Annotated in this window: 14 protein-coding genes; 7 read left to right on the top strand and 7 right to left on the bottom strand. The window is 28.6% G+C overall.

Translation table 11 applies throughout. The features are described from left to right. Window positions 1-3: 3 nt before the first annotated feature. The 7 genes from ACI48P_RS01100 to ACI48P_RS01070 all read left to right on the top strand — a co-directional run bounded on the left by ACI48P_RS01100 (window position 4) and on the right by ACI48P_RS01070 (window position 6,817). The gene (locus ACI48P_RS01100; RefSeq protein ID WP_475212609.1) at window positions 4-1,011 is read left to right on the top strand and encodes a DMT family transporter; all 1,008 of its coding nucleotides are present in this window, start codon (window positions 4-6) and stop codon (window positions 1,009-1,011) included. Between the two features lie 2 nt (window positions 1,012-1,013). Then, the gene (locus tag ACI48P_RS01095; protein WP_475212607.1) at window positions 1,014-1,295 is read left to right on the top strand and encodes a hypothetical protein; all 282 of its coding nucleotides are present in this window, start codon (window positions 1,014-1,016) and stop codon (window positions 1,293-1,295) included. Window positions 1,296-1,299: 4 nt separating this feature from the next. Then, window positions 1,300-2,244, top strand: coding sequence for a choline TMA-lyase-activating enzyme (gene cutD, locus ACI48P_RS01090; RefSeq protein WP_475212605.1), 945 nt, complete (start codon window positions 1,300-1,302; stop codon window positions 2,242-2,244). A gap of 79 nt (window positions 2,245-2,323) precedes the next feature. After that, window positions 2,324-2,956, top strand: coding sequence for a BMC domain-containing protein (locus ACI48P_RS01085; protein WP_475212603.1), 633 nt, complete (start codon window positions 2,324-2,326; stop codon window positions 2,954-2,956). A 24-nt stretch (window positions 2,957-2,980) separates the two neighbouring features. Next, window positions 2,981-3,664, top strand: coding sequence for a phosphate propanoyltransferase (locus tag ACI48P_RS01080; RefSeq protein ID WP_475212601.1), 684 nt, complete (start codon window positions 2,981-2,983; stop codon window positions 3,662-3,664). Window positions 3,665-3,676: 12 nt separating this feature from the next. Next, on the top strand, window positions 3,677-4,423 hold the full coding sequence (locus ACI48P_RS01075; RefSeq protein WP_475212599.1) for a hypothetical protein: 747 nt from the start codon (window positions 3,677-3,679) through the stop codon (window positions 4,421-4,423). A gap of 309 nt (window positions 4,424-4,732) precedes the next feature. Continuing rightward, window positions 4,733-6,817: a hypothetical protein gene (locus tag ACI48P_RS01070; protein WP_475212597.1), complete on the top strand. Its 2,085-nt coding sequence runs from the start codon at window positions 4,733-4,735 to the stop codon at window positions 6,815-6,817. 332 nt (window positions 6,818-7,149) lie between these two features. On the opposite strand, the gene ACI48P_RS01065 is transcribed toward ACI48P_RS01070, so the two are convergent. The 7 genes from ACI48P_RS01065 to ACI48P_RS01035 all read right to left on the bottom strand — a co-directional run bounded on the left by ACI48P_RS01065 (window position 7,150) and on the right by ACI48P_RS01035 (window position 14,475). Next, window positions 7,150-8,445, bottom strand: a complete 1,296-nt coding sequence (locus ACI48P_RS01065) for a DUF2812 domain-containing protein (protein WP_475212595.1) — start codon at window positions 8,443-8,445, stop codon at window positions 7,150-7,152. Beyond that, window positions 8,432-8,758, bottom strand: coding sequence for a PadR family transcriptional regulator (locus tag ACI48P_RS01060; RefSeq protein ID WP_281537581.1), 327 nt, complete (start codon window positions 8,756-8,758; stop codon window positions 8,432-8,434). The genes ACI48P_RS01065 and ACI48P_RS01060 overlap by 14 nt, the downstream gene beginning before the upstream one ends. A 206-nt stretch (window positions 8,759-8,964) precedes the next feature. Continuing rightward, window positions 8,965-10,011 (bottom strand): IS1595 family transposase, encoded by a 1,047-nt coding sequence (locus ACI48P_RS01055; RefSeq protein ID WP_475212593.1) that lies wholly within the window; start codon window positions 10,009-10,011, stop codon window positions 8,965-8,967. Between the two features lie 225 nt (window positions 10,012-10,236). Next, window positions 10,237-10,977 (bottom strand): response regulator transcription factor, encoded by a 741-nt coding sequence (locus tag ACI48P_RS01050; RefSeq protein WP_475212591.1) that lies wholly within the window; start codon window positions 10,975-10,977, stop codon window positions 10,237-10,239. A gap of 37 nt (window positions 10,978-11,014) precedes the next feature. Continuing rightward, window positions 11,015-12,187 carry a sensor histidine kinase gene (locus ACI48P_RS01045; protein ID WP_475212589.1) on the bottom strand — a complete coding sequence of 391 codons (1,173 nt, stop codon included), beginning with the start codon at window positions 12,185-12,187 and terminating at the stop codon, window positions 11,015-11,017. 191 nt (window positions 12,188-12,378) lie between these two features. After that, complete coding sequence (locus tag ACI48P_RS01040) at window positions 12,379-13,407, bottom strand: sigma-54 interaction domain-containing protein (RefSeq protein WP_475212587.1); 1,029 nt, start codon at window positions 13,405-13,407, stop codon at window positions 12,379-12,381. Window positions 13,408-13,440: 33 nt separating this feature from the next. Next, a complete protein-coding gene (locus ACI48P_RS01035) occupies window positions 13,441-14,475 on the bottom strand; it encodes a cache domain-containing protein (RefSeq protein ID WP_475212585.1) in 1,035 nt (344 codons plus the stop codon). Window positions 14,476-14,540 lie beyond the last annotated feature (65 nt).

Below are 14,540 nucleotides of genomic sequence, written 5' to 3'. Positions count from 1 at the left end.
TATATGCAAGAATTACAATATGGTAGTAATGAAGCAATACTTGAACAAAAAAAGTTACAGGCAAGTTTTGCAAAGAAAGGGTCATTAATAGGCGTCTTTTCAGGACTTACATTTGGACTACAAAGTGCAGTAATAGGTATAGCTTTAGTTATGGCGCCTTTTACTGATGGGGTAAGCTTATTGCTTGCTCCATTAGTTGCGGCTGCTGTCAATGACAGCTTAGCTGCAATATGGTTATTCATATACAATACAGCACAAGGAAAGCAAAAGGAAATATGGAGAAGTTTAAGAACTAAGCCAGGTATGATGATATGTTTAGCTGCAATAATTGGGGGTCCTATAGCAAATGGAGCTTATTTATTAGGAATACAATTTGCAGGGCCAGCTTACGCAATACCAATATCAGCACTTTTCCCAATGGTAGGTGCAATACTTGCTAAGATATTCTTAAAGCAAGATGTAACTAAGCGTGTAATGATAGGTATGGCTATATGTATAGTAGGTGCTATAGTTATAGGATATATTCCTCCTTCAGGGGATATGCCAAACTTTACATTAGGTTTAGTATGTGCATTAGTAGCTGCAATAGGATGGGGAGCAGAAGGTACGCTATCGGCATTTGGTACATCTGTAATAGACCCTAATATTGCAATAAATATAAGACAAGCTTTCTCCGGATTATTCTTCATAGTTATAGTATTACCTATAATGGGAGGATTAGGAGTATTATCTAAGGTCATAGCTACACCTATGACTATGATGGTGATAGCTGTAGCTGCAATAGCAGCAGCTGCATCATTCTTAGCATGGTATAAGTGTAATAGTATGTCAGGTGTTGCAGTTGGTATGGCCCTAAATAGTACTTATGTAATGTTTGGAATAATGTTTAGTATATTATTAGGACAAGCTGAAATTACTCCAACATTAGTAGCTGGTGCATCACTTGTAACAATAGGTGCAATACTTGTTGCTATAGATCCAAGAGATATGTTTAAGAAAAAGGAGGCATAATCATGAAAAAAATATTACCAATGAGATTTCGTATGCTTCACTTTTTCTCAAAAGTAAATGAAGCATCAACTACAGATGTTATGTCAGGATTACATAGCGAATATGGACAAGAGAAATACTTTAAATTTAAAGCTATAGATGAAGATTTAATATCTATGAAGGAAAACGGACTAATAGATATACATAGACTAGAAATAGAAAATGATGTATTAGTAACGTACTACAAGATAAATGAAGAAGGAAAAAACTTACTTAAAAACTATCTACCAAAAGAGTGGAGATAAGAAAATGCAAAGTAAAGAAACAGGTATAATATTTAACACACAAAAGTACTCAATATATGATGGACCGGGAGTTAGAACAATAATATTTTTTAAAGGATGCCCTTTAAATTGTAAATGGTGCTCTAATCCAGAAGGAATATCTAGAAATTATGACATAATGTACACAGACAGTAGATGTACAAAATGTGGATTATGTATGTCAAACTGTGAAAAAGGAATACACACAATACAGAGAAGTTATGATGGAAATATAATTCATCAAATAGATAGAAGTACAAAGTGTATAGGTTGTAAAAACTGTGAAAGTAAGTGTCCTACCAAAGCTATAAGAATAGCAGGTGAGGAAAAAACAGTGGATGAAATAATAAGTATCATAGAAGAAGACAGTATATTTTACATGACTTCAGGAGGGGGAGTCACATTAAGTGGAGGAGAAGTTGCATCTCAACCAGAATTTGCACTAAAGATCCTAAAGGCATGTAAAGAAAAAGGAATACATACAGCAATAGAAACATGTGGATTTGCTGATTGGAAAGTATATGAACAACTAGCACAATATGTAGACTTATTCTTATATGATATAAAACAAATCAACCCAAAGATTCATAAAGAGTTAGTAGGAGTAGATAACATAAGAATAATAACAAACCTATACAAACTATTTGATATAGGAGCAAAAATTATAATACGTATGCCTATGATAAAAGGACTTAATGACTCAGAGGAGCAACTAAAAGGTGCAATGAAGGTTATAGAAATAATAAGTAGAAATAAGAACTTATTAGGAATAGAAGTACTTCCATACCATAAGCTAGGTATAAATAAATTTGAGCAATTAGACAGAGAGTACACAATAAAAGATGATTTATCTTACTTAGAAAATGAGTTAATAGAGAAAGAAGAATTCTTTAAACTATTTAACTTACCAATACAACTAATAAGACATTAGTAAATTTAATATAGACGAAAAATCTTTAAATATATTTATGAAAAGATTTTTCGTCTTTTGAATAGGGAGGAATATATATATGAAAATTCAATCAATAGGATTTATAGAAACTAAAGGACTAATAGCTGCAATAGTAGGTGCTGATGCTATGACTAAAGCTGCTAATGTTGAGATAATAGGAAACAAATACTTCAAAGTAAAATCAGGTATCGTAGCTGTAATAGTAACAGGAGATGTTGGTGCGGTAAAAGCAGCAGTTGAAGTGGGAGCAGAAGCTGCAAGTAAAGCAGGGACACTAATAACTAGCCATGCTATAGCAAGACCAGATGAATTTGTTATGAAGATGTTAATTCCTAATTCTTATGAAGAAGTTATGGAAGAATTAAAAAAAAAAGATAAAATAGAAGCTAAAGAAAATAACAAGCAAACTGAAGCTACAAAAAAAGATAAAAACGAAGAACAAGAAAAAGAATCTGTAAAAATTGAAACAACTTCAGTAAAAAATGAAGAAGTAAATATAAAATTAGAAAACAAAGAAGTAGAAGCAAAAATAAAAGAAGAAGTAAAACAAGAAGAAATAACTATAAAATCAAATGAAGAAAAAGTAAAAGAATTACAAAATATAGTGGAAAAAAATCAATCAATCAATCAAGAATCAAATAAAAACAACAAAAAAGCAAAGAAAGAAGAAAAAAAGAACAATAAAAAATAATTATTGTAAGTGGGAGCAAAAAGTATGAATAATAATGAAATATTAAAATCAATAGAGTTTGTATTAAATCAAAACAATACTCAAACTAAAGAAGCTAGCGTATCTAGTAATGCTAATAATGCTAATAATACAGATAGTATTCCAGTTGGAATATCTAACCGTCACATACATTTAAGTCAAGAAGACTTAAACACACTATTTGGTGCAGGATATGAGTTAAATAAAATAAAGGATTTAAAACAACCTGGTCAATATGCAGCTAAAGAAGTAGTAACAATAGCAGGTCCAAAAGGAAGCATACAAAATGTACGTATACTAGGACCAGTAAGAGGAGCTACACAAGTCGAAATATCTCAAACTGATAGTTTTTCTTTAGGTATAAAGTGTCCAGTTAGAGAATCAGGAGACATAAAAGGCTCAGGCAGTGTATGTGTAATAGGACCTAAAGGTAGTGTAATATTAAAAGAAAATGTAATAATAGCTAAAAGACACATCCATATGAATGAAAATGATGCAAAGACATTAAACGTACAAAATGGACAACTAGTAAATGTAATTACATCAGGTGAGAGAAGAGCAATATTTACAGATGTATTAGTAAGAGTAGATAAAAACTTTGAATTAGAGTGTCACCTTGATACTGATGAAGCTAATGCATGTTGTTTAGGAAGAGAAGCTACTGTAAAGATTGTAAACGTAAGTTTATAAATGAGGTAGAGCATGGAAGAATATAGAATAAAACAGATAATAGAAAAGTTATTAAAAAGCCAATTTAATAAGAAGGTACTCTTAATATTAGATAAGAGTGATATTTATATTGATGAGGTTTATAAGATATTAAGTAGATTTGATAATATAGAGTTTGAATATATAGAGTCTGAAGCTTGTAGTGGATACAGCAAGCTTGAAAAAATAAAGAGTATTGCGAGTAAGGGAAATTTGGGGGGAGATATAGAGGATTATTTAGAGAAATTTGATTTAGTTTTAGTACCTTTTCTAAGTAGGAATATGTTAGCGAAAGTTTCTTTGGGAGTTGCTGATGATATAGTTTCTGAGTATATTCAGATTGCTATTATGAGAAATATGGATATAGTGGCACTTGATTTGGCTTGGAATCCTAATTCTGAAAGTAGCAGGATAAAGAAGATTAACTTGAATAGTGCTTATAACAGCATGCTTTTGGGGTATAGTGATAAATTGAAAAACTTTGGGGTAAAATCTGCTTCTTTATTTGAGTTAGAATATGAGATTAAGAGAAGTTTGTTTAATGAGCTAGGGTCTAAAAATGCTACTAAGGGGTGTAGGGAAAAAGAGGATGATGCTTTTAGTGAGGTTATTGACAAGAAGTATATAACTATGAAGGATGTTGAGGGGAAGGATGTGCTTCATATAAGTAAAAGAAGTAAGCTTACTAATTTGGTCCAAGATTATGTTTTGGAAAAGAATATTGATGTAGTAGAAAGATAAATAAGTTGGTGAATAGGGGTTCTGTGAGGCTCGTCTCCACCATTGAAATCCACGAAAAGATATTATCATGTGATTATGATAATATCTTTTTTATTTACATAGTTATTTAATAATCTTAGTATCAAATTTCTATATTAATATGAAATACGTATAGAAATAACTTTTAGTATAAGGAGATATTTATACATATTATTAGTTTTATGTAAAATATGGTAATTTAATGAATGTAGATGTATAATTAACTTATAAAAATAAGTAAATATATGATGAATTAAATCAGAGGGGATATATTTATTCAAGGAGGACTTTATGGGGACAGAATTAATATCATTATCTAGAAATATAGAAAATGTTTTTAAATCATTAATGCAAAGTGGGAGGCCAGATGTATATGATGAAAATGATAAAATAATAACATCAGAAATATATGTTGATTTATTTGAAAATGACTATATGCTAAGGCAAGTATTAGATAATAATCATATTATTTTGAAAGGTAGAAGAGGTACTGGAAAATCTACTATATTTGTTAAAGCAGAAGATTATATTAATAAAAATAAAAAAAATACATTGCCTATATATATAAATTTACAATCTTGTTATGAAGAAATAAAAACATATGGGTCAGAGCAAGAACATGACGAATTAGTGAAAATGAGAACATATAGGAATTTTTTAAATGAGATTTTTAAATCAATAAAACTACGTATTAGTCATTATGATATAAATGATAAAGAGATGGACTCATTATTTTCAAAAATTGAAAATGGAGAATATATGGATGTTGATTTTAAAAAGGAGTATGAAATAGAAGAACTTAAAAATATAAATAACAAAAAGGATCTAGGTGGAAAATTAGCACTTAAAGAAATGGCAATGACAGGTAGTTATAATAAAGGAGATAGTACGGAATATAAAACAAAAAAAATACAAAAAGAGATTCGTATATATTCAGTTAGTTCAATATTAAATAATATAAAGGAAATATTAAAGAAGAATGGTATAAATAAAGTATACTTATTCTTAGATGATTTTAGTGAACTAAGCAAAGATAAGCAAAAGGTAATTGTAGACTCAGTAATATCACCTATTATAGCTTCCTATAATGATTACTTTAATGTCAAAATAGCAGCATACCCTGGAAGAATATATGTAGGAAATTCAGATTCGACAAAGTTAATACCTGTTTCTTTAGATTTTTATGATGCATTTGAAAGAAATACTAAAAACTATACGGGTATAGAAAAAGACTCAATGGATTATATAAAAAGAACTTTAGATAAAAGATTAGAGGTATATACTGACAATCAAATAGCAATAGAAGATATATTTGATTTATCAAAAGCAAATCTAGGTACATATTTGAAGTTATTATTTGAGTGTACTGCAGCTATACCTAGAACTTTAGGGTTTATATTGAATTACTGTTATTTGGGTTCAATAAATAATGGTAACCCAATCACTATTGATAATATTAAGAATGCAGCATTAAAATATTATGATGATAATATATACCCTGATTTTATAAATGATATAAGGTTTAAGCAGTCATTTTATGATGATAAAAACTTATTAGATCAAGTTGCACAAAAAAACTTAATAGATGAAATTGTTAAATATTTATATGGTGTAAAGAGAACTATTATAAAAAATTACCAAGACGGTAAGCTTGATAATGATTTGTATAAAGAAACAATAGAAAATAATAAGTCTGGGAATAGTTTCTGGTTTCCTACATCTTATTTCTATATAAGTAAAGAGTATGAATATCTTTTAAAAACATTAGAATTATCGTACTTAGTAAATAAAGTTAATGAAGGTAGCATAAGAGGAGCAGAGGAAAAGGGATCATATTATAGTTTAAATTATGGGTTATGTATATCGAAGAAAATAGATTTTGGAAGACCAGAACTCAGAAGAAAGTATGATTATTGGAGACAACCGGAATTTGATTTAACAGATTTTATACCTAAAGTACTAAGTAATATAGAAATTATAGAGTGTATGAGTTGTGGTAAGGTATATAGCGAATTGGAATATAATATTTATCAAGAAAATAAAAATTGTTTTAAATGTACTAGTAAAAATTCAGTAATTAAGAAAAATAAGTTTGAAAGTAAACTACAAGAAAAAATAGATGAATGGAAAGATAAAAGTTTACCAGATGTTCACATAGAAATACTTAGGATATTATATAATAACAAAGATAAAAAACTATCAGCACAAGAAATAGGTACATTGATTGATAAACATAATTTAACTATTACAAATGCTGCAAAAACATTAAAAAACAAAGAGAATGTAGATTACATCAATAAAGACAAGCGTTATTATTTTATAACTGAGAAGTCAATAGTGGAATTTTTCTCAGAGTCAATAGAGGATATACTTTAAATAAAAAATATTTATACATTCTATAATAGTGGGTATGATTCCTGTGAATCGTCTCCACCATTGAAATCTATAAAAGGGGCTGTCTCAAATAGAGATAAGCCTCTTTCATATTATTAAAATAAGGCTATGTTAGCTTACTTCGTGATAATTATAGTAAAAAATAGCCACACTTTAGTATTTCCAATGGATTTAAAGCTAAAGTGTGGTTATTTATATAATTTGAGATATTTAGTGCATAATATATTAATATTGTTCATCAAATCTGTTTTATAAATTATAGTTTAATTTATAGTCACTCCAAATTCAAAAGTTAAAAATACATCACCTATTTATTACCAATTAATACATTTTTCTTTTATAAACTTTATATTTTTCTTACTAAAATCTATACTTCCAGAAACTGAAATTACTCTATCTTCATATTTAAGCAAATATCCACCATTCAATTTATCTGATTTGTATACAGTTAAGGCACCCCAATTATCATCTTTAACTTCCTCATATTCAAAGTACTTGTACCTCTTTAAATAGGTTTCAAAAGTTTTATCAATTATCCACTGATATTTACTTTTACATATTTCATAATCAAAATATGCTTCACTTCCCACCTTATCTACAGCTTCTGTATCATTATAATATCCTTCATAAGAATAAGTATAAGAACTTGCTAAAAAAGACTTCGAACTATCAAAATATAAATATTCTTTTTTTGTATTCATATCTATAAAGTCACTTATGCTCATTATAGGTGTTTGACTCTCATTTCTTACATAATTAATCATTTCTCTTCCTGATACTATAATATAAGTAGATATAAACATTCCAACAACACAAATAAGAACAGATAGTAATTTACATGCGTTTTTATACTTTTTAAGTAGTATATTTATAAGTCTACTTATACAAACAGCACATATAACTACGAAAACAGCTAAAAATATATGACCTTTATCACTACCTATATTTCCAAATAAATTAATAATCATTAAAAGTAAAATATACATATACATGGAAACACAAACATTTTTTACTTTTAGTAATTTTAAACTAGGATAATTTATATTTTCATTGAGCTTAAAAGCTCTATTAGATTTAAAATACCATAATCCATCTTTAATTGTATCAATTACAGCACCTACAATTATTATAATTAGTAACGCCATTACAAGTAAAGCTCCATTATCAGCTATTTCACTAAAAAAACCATAACCATTTTTTTCACCTGTAAATAAATTAGATATCATTAATCCTATAAGAAAAATATTGTTTAATAAACTTCTAAAAATAGATTTTCTCACTTTTTTCAATACTATTTCTTCATCAGTTTGTATAGGTGTAATAATTTTATCCTCAGTATAAAAAATTAAAAACTTATTATGTTGAAATAAATACTTCCATCCTCCAGCTTCACAATATTCTATATATTCATCCTCATTGTTATCTGTAAATATATCTACTGCAAACTTACATTTTTGTGGCTTATCCTTTTTAAATATTAAAAATCCGCATATTATATCCTCTAGCATCCACCCCTGCAATGATTTTTCTTCTAAATACTCCTCCAATGCTTTGCACTCATGTTCTTTAATTCGTATTAATTTAATAAATTTATTTTTACTTATCCTCATAATGCCCCCCTATATATTCTGCTCCTTCATTCACCATGGATTTAAGTCGTATATATTCTTGATTTAGTGCTTCATATCCCTGTTTTGTTATTATGTAACTTCTTTTTCTTCCCTGAACTTCTGTTTCTCTTATCAAATCAGAACTTTCAAATTTCCCAAGTAATGTGTATAGTGTTCCTGGCCCTACAGATATTCTTCCTTTTGATATTTCTTCAACTTTTTTCATAATATCTACGCCACAACATTCACTTGTTAAGGCTAATAATATATAATACATCGGTTCTGACAATGTCTGAAATTGTTTTCTAGCCATTTTAACACTCCTAATTTTATATTCTAAAATTATCACTATATTAGACAATATCGATACACGATATTTGTAATTAAATATTAACATCGTGTATCGATATTGTCAATATATAACAATTGCGAACTTGACTATATTAAACATTATATACTATATTCAATTATTTTCCAATTTCAAAATGGTCTCATCAATTTGGAGTATAGTTCCTTATTTTAAGTTAATTCAATAAATCTATTTCTAATAGTAGCTCTAGTTACATAGGTATCTTTAGTAGCTACATCTACTAACATATCTTTGATTCTATCACTCTTCTTATTCTTCTTGCTTAGTTGCAAAAATTTAAACCAAGCTAAATAGTTGTTGATATATTTGCTAGACACTCCATTAAATGGCATTAACCATCTCTTGAATCCACTGTGAAGAGCATTCACATGTTGAAGATGGTAAACACTATCTAGCATAGATTTCCCTCTAGGAACTTGCTTTAATTCTACATCCAAGTCTTTCTTTATACCTTCGTATGACCTATGACTATCAACTACAAAAGTAACATCTTCCCCTAATTTGCCATCGAAAAAGCTAACTATTTTGTTAGTTGTGATTCTACCTTTGCAAACTGCTCCCATAACTATATTTCCTTTACGGTCAATCCCAGTTTCTATACATAGTTGGTCGCTAGAAATACCTCTTTTTTTCTTATCTTTTTTACCTTTACCTCTTTTTCTAGGTTCTCTAGGCATTACAAAATTTGGATTCTTTGAATGATTACCTTTATACGAACACCTTACAAAAACTTCATCAACTTCTACAATACCTTCAACTATATCTTCTTTAAGCGATAAATTAATAACATCTAAAATTCTATGTCTCATATAAAAAGATGTTTTAACACCTACACCAACTTCTTGTGCACATTGTCTTATGGAAAGTCCTAATATCATTAATTCACAGTACTTAAGCCATTTATCTAAACTTAATTTTGTATTAGAAAATGGAGAACAAGTGAACTCATCAAAGCTTGTGCGACAACGCTTGCAGATGTATCTTTGCCTACCATTAGATTTTCCATTTTTATTTACATTCTTGCATTGGCATTTAGGGCATTCATATCCCTTAGAGAATCTACTTTCCTTAACATTATCTCTAATTTCAGATGAGTTAAATAAACCACTTAATACTTCTTGTGCTACTGAAATTAACTCTCTAAGTTCATTCTTTTTTAAATCTTTTATCATATCTTTTATCTCTGTTTTCGGCATAATATTAGGTATCCTTTCTAAAATAAGTTGAAATATAGGTAATATCTATATTATAACCTATTTTAGATATAATTAATCACTAAGATAGCTAACATAGCCTAAAATAAATGTACTTATAAAAAGTACAGAATATCAAATGTTTGAATTAAAAACATTATAAATAACTCAGGTGTATTTGATGAAATCATGCCACTATCCCCGAAGCGCCGATTTTGCGACCCACACCTACCTAAGGAAGCTTTTTCTGTATTCAGATGGAGTCAAATTAACATGCTTAGTAAATACCCTACTAAAATAAGCAGAATCGCTAAATCCAGCATCACAAGCAATCCTATAAGCAGGATAACTAGTCTCAACAAGCATCTCACGAGCCTGATTAACCCTAAGAAGATTTATATAATCAGTACACCCCATACCTATTTCTTTCTTAAAAACCCTACTCAAATACTGAGGATTAACATGAATCTCATTAGCAATAGAATTTAAATCTATCTTATTCTTATAATTATTATTCATATAAACTATAGTATTTCTAATAATATCAGACTTAGATCTATTCAGATATAAAAACTCCTCAGCATGGTTATTATTAGCCTTTAATTCACCTAAAATCTTTTTAATAGAAGATTTTAAATCATTAGTCCTAACTGGCTTTAACAAATAGTCCTTAGCCTTAAGCCTCATAGCTTTTTGGACATAGTCAAAGCTTGAATGAGCAGTAAGCATAATCGTACTAGTATTAGGTAGTATAGAAATTATCTTTTCTTGTGCACTAAAGCCATCTATCTCAGGAAGTGAAATATCCATTAAAATAATGTCAGGCTTATGTTGCTTAGCTTTTAAAATGGCATCTTTTCCGTTACTTGCAGTTATTATATTTTTAAAGATGCTAAACTCCTTAGAAATTATCATTTCCAAAGCCTCTACTTCTAATATCTCATCATCAACAATCATAATCGTATACATATTAACTCTCCCTTTTATTTCTTACATATATATTTTTTTAACCAAGTGACAACTGAGTAAAAGCAGGAATATTTATCTCTACAGTAGTCTCAACGTTTTTGATACTGTCAATATTTAGCCCGAAATTATCCCCAAAATAATGTTTTATTCTTTGATGAGGGTTTGAAATACCCATACCAAAGTCTTTGAAATTATTATCTTTTATCTTATTAAGTCTTTCGTCGTCAATTCCGACACCAGAATCTTTAATTATGATTTGAATTTGGTTATCTTTTATTCTCCCAGTGATATCTATAGTTGAATGTGTAGATTTTGGTTCGATGCCATGTACTATTGCATTTTCAACTATTGGTTGTAGTATCATAGCCGGTATTCTATATTTTAAAATTTCATTATCAATATCTATATTAAAGTCCAATTTATTTTTATATCTTATACTTTGGATAAATAAATACTTTTCAATATTACTTATTTCACTTTCGATAGTTGGAAACTCTTCATATTTATCTATAGTGTATCTAAGTAAATCAGATAAACAATAAACCATTTCTAAAGTATTTGGTGAATCTTCTAAAAGTGCCATTCTAGAAATTGAGTTTAATGTGTTAAATAAAAAATGAGGATTTATTTGGCTTTGTAGAGTTTTAAGCTTCTCTATTTTTATTTCTTCTTTTAAAGTATTAATCTCATTGTGATATATCGTTTTCATACATGCTTCTTTTAGGTAGTTAACAATAAAATCAACGTACTGTAAATAAGTGTATAAAGTTTTTTCACATATAATAGGAACATGAAGTAGAGCATTCTCTATATTAGATTTATCTATATCAAGTTTAGTAGCTATCTTATCAGTATCTAATAACTTATAATCATCTTTAGTAATAAATTGACCGATAATAACATTTCCTACTAATTGACCGTCTATAACTATGGATTTTGCTATGTTTTTTACCCCCATATGACAAGAACAGATACACTCATTTTTACTAGATGAATATACTTTGTGAAATCTCGACTTAGATTTTTTACAAAGATTTGCTCCCTTTTGAGTAGAGTTTATTAATCTGCAAAACTCGGTACAGTCTTTCATATGACCGATTTGATCCCCTATAAAGTTTGATATTACTACAGAAATACCGAGTCTATCAGATATTTTATTTTGAAATTCAGATATATAATTAGGACTTAAAAGTTCTATTAAATTATTCATAATATATTTTTCCCCTTTGCAAAACACTATATATAACTAAATAGCAATATTCATGCCAAGTTTAAAAAATAACAATGTATATATAAACGTTGGTATTACTAGTATTAAAAAATATAATTATAATAAAGTTAGTATATAAAAAACAAAATGCATGCAATATATTATTGCATGCATTTTGTTTTTGCATAGTTTTAGTTGTATTCACTTTCATCAATTTCGTATTTTTTTATTCTATACTGTAAAGCTTGTCTAAAGACTCCTAAATCGTTTGCCGTTTGGCTTATGTTACCCTTATTTTTAGTAAGTCTACTAAGGATAACGGATCTTTCAACATCTTCTAGAATCTCTTTTAAGGTTTTATCTTCACTAAAAGTTATAGTATCATTACTTGAATTATTGCTTTTAGTAGTTTGTTTAGAAGAAGATATTCTGTTTTTTTGATAAGGAGATAGATGATCTAGAGACAAATATACTTCCTCAGGCTCTACCATGTTCATTGCACTTTCAATTAAGTGCTCTAGCTCACGTATATTTCCTGGCCAGCTATAATGCATAAGTTTTGACTCTAGTGCGTCGTCTATTCCTACGATGTTAGTATCAAACTCTTTATTATATTTATGTATAAAGAAATTACTAAGTACAGGAATATCATCTATTCTATCAACTAAAGGTGGCAAGTTAATAGTTATAGTCGATAAACGATAATATAAATCTTCCCTTATTTTATTTTCTTTTATTTCATTTTCTATATTTTTATTTACAGCACAAATAACTCTACAATTAATTTTCTTTTGAGTTTTACCTCCAATGCTTCTTATAGTCTTATTTTGTAAAAAGCGTAAAAGCTTAGCCTGTGCATCAAGGTTCATAGAATTAATTTCATCTAAAAAGATTGTGCCATTATTAGCTTGAAAAAGTAAACCTTCAGTATTTTTAGCTCCTGTAAAGGCACCTTCAACAGTACCAAATAAGGTACTCTCTACTAAGGAATCGGGTATAGCAGCACAGTTTAGAGCAATAAAAGGTCCATTTACAAATTTGCTTTCATTATGTATACTTTGGGCGAATAGTTCTTTCCCTGTTCCAGTATCACCAAGTGTTAAAACTGAAGAATTTCTAGATGCAATTTTTCTTGAATAATTTATAGTTTCTTTAATGTTAATGTTATTTCCAATAATATTTCCAAAGGTGTACATGGTTCCATTATTATTTGTTGACATATTTATAACTCCTCCATAAAAAATTACAAAAGACTATAAGTCTCTAGAAATTATCCAATAGTTTATATATATTACAAAGGATAATATGAATAAACCTACAAAGAAGATGACTTTAAAGTACACATTAAAGTTATTAAAAATATTACTAAAAGGAATAACGCTAATATATCTCCAAACTTGATCACAATCATCTAGGGTGATAGGGCTACTTACCATTAAGTATTTTTCTTTAGATTCGGGGTCAATATAAACATTGCTAATATCACCATCACCTTGATATAAAAGGGGATCTATATTATAAGATGATATAGGCTTTAAAATTTTGTCAGAGTCATTACCGCTGGCAATATATAAACCATCAGAAGACACAACCTCACTAAAGCCTCCAAAAGGTTTATCATCAGATATTTGGCTTTGTAAATAATCTAGTGAAGCATCAATACTTACAACTCCAACAAATTCATTGTCTCTAATTATGGGAATAGTTACAGATACCATTGCAATAGATTTGTCCTTGACCTTATACACTGTAGGCTCAGTAAGATATACTTTTTTTTTCTCTTTAGTCTCTTTATACCACTTATTCTGCGTAGGTGTATCATCATCAGAAAATGCAGACTGAACCCAATACATTTCGTTTTCTCCACGAGTAACATATGGTGAAAATTCACCACTAGCACCGCTACCTTCTATACCGATACTATTTGAGTCATTATTGTCAAACTTATTTGGCTCATATGCAACTGTAGCACCAAAAATATAATCGTCATATGTAGCTAGAGTATTTTTTAAAGTGGATATAACCAATTCTCTGGATGGGTTTTCATTTTCTATTAGTGTTTCACATTGGCTAGCAATACTTTCTCCTATAGTTTTTATCTTATCGAAGTAATTTTCAAATACTTTACTATTATATTTGCTTGTAAAAACTGCTGCCGAATTTCCTTGCTCTTTGCTGTATGCATGCATTTTTTTTAGCGTTACTGAATTTATGCCTGCAAAGCATAGAAAAAGGAATATGCATGAAGAAAGAATAATCTTTTGTCCAAGGGACATTTTATTTAGCATGAATTAGCCTCCTGATATTAAAAATATGTTATAAAATGTAAAAATATGAATTATTACACATTATT

The organism is Romboutsia sp. LXY-2, assembly GCF_056171995.1.
The sequence above is the reverse complement of the archived record's forward strand: the minus strand, read 5'-3'. Positions and strand labels throughout refer to the sequence as shown.

Excerpts from the sequence above, each read along its gene's own strand:
- ACI48P_RS01100 (WP_475212609.1), top strand. The coding sequence starts at position 4 with ATGCAAGAATTACAATATGGTAGTAATGAAGCAATACTTGAACAAAAA.
- ACI48P_RS01095 (WP_475212607.1), top strand. The coding sequence starts at position 1,014 with ATGAAAAAAATATTACCAATGAGATTTCGTATGCTTCACTTTTTCTCA.
- cutD (WP_475212605.1), top strand. The coding sequence starts at position 1,300 with ATGCAAAGTAAAGAAACAGGTATAATATTTAACACACAAAAGTACTCA.
- ACI48P_RS01085 (WP_475212603.1), top strand. The coding sequence starts at position 2,324 with ATGAAAATTCAATCAATAGGATTTATAGAAACTAAAGGACTAATAGCT.
- ACI48P_RS01080 (WP_475212601.1), top strand. The coding sequence starts at position 2,981 with ATGAATAATAATGAAATATTAAAATCAATAGAGTTTGTATTAAATCAA.
- ACI48P_RS01075 (WP_475212599.1), top strand. The coding sequence starts at position 3,677 with ATGGAAGAATATAGAATAAAACAGATAATAGAAAAGTTATTAAAAAGC.
- ACI48P_RS01070 (WP_475212597.1), top strand. The coding sequence starts at position 4,733 with ATGGGGACAGAATTAATATCATTATCTAGAAATATAGAAAATGTTTTT.
- ACI48P_RS01065 (WP_475212595.1), bottom strand. The coding sequence starts at position 8,445 with ATGAGGATAAGTAAAAATAAATTTATTAAATTAATACGAATTAAAGAA.
- ACI48P_RS01060 (WP_281537581.1), bottom strand. The coding sequence starts at position 8,758 with ATGGCTAGAAAACAATTTCAGACATTGTCAGAACCGATGTATTATATA.
- ACI48P_RS01055 (WP_475212593.1), bottom strand. The coding sequence starts at position 10,011 with ATGCCGAAAACAGAGATAAAAGATATGATAAAAGATTTAAAAAAGAAT.
- ACI48P_RS01050 (WP_475212591.1), bottom strand. The coding sequence starts at position 10,977 with ATGTATACGATTATGATTGTTGATGATGAGATATTAGAAGTAGAGGCT.
- ACI48P_RS01045 (WP_475212589.1), bottom strand. The coding sequence starts at position 12,187 with ATGAATAATTTAATAGAACTTTTAAGTCCTAATTATATATCTGAATTT.
- ACI48P_RS01040 (WP_475212587.1), bottom strand. The coding sequence starts at position 13,407 with ATGTCAACAAATAATAATGGAACCATGTACACCTTTGGAAATATTATT.
- ACI48P_RS01035 (WP_475212585.1), bottom strand. The coding sequence starts at position 14,475 with ATGCTAAATAAAATGTCCCTTGGACAAAAGATTATTCTTTCTTCATGC.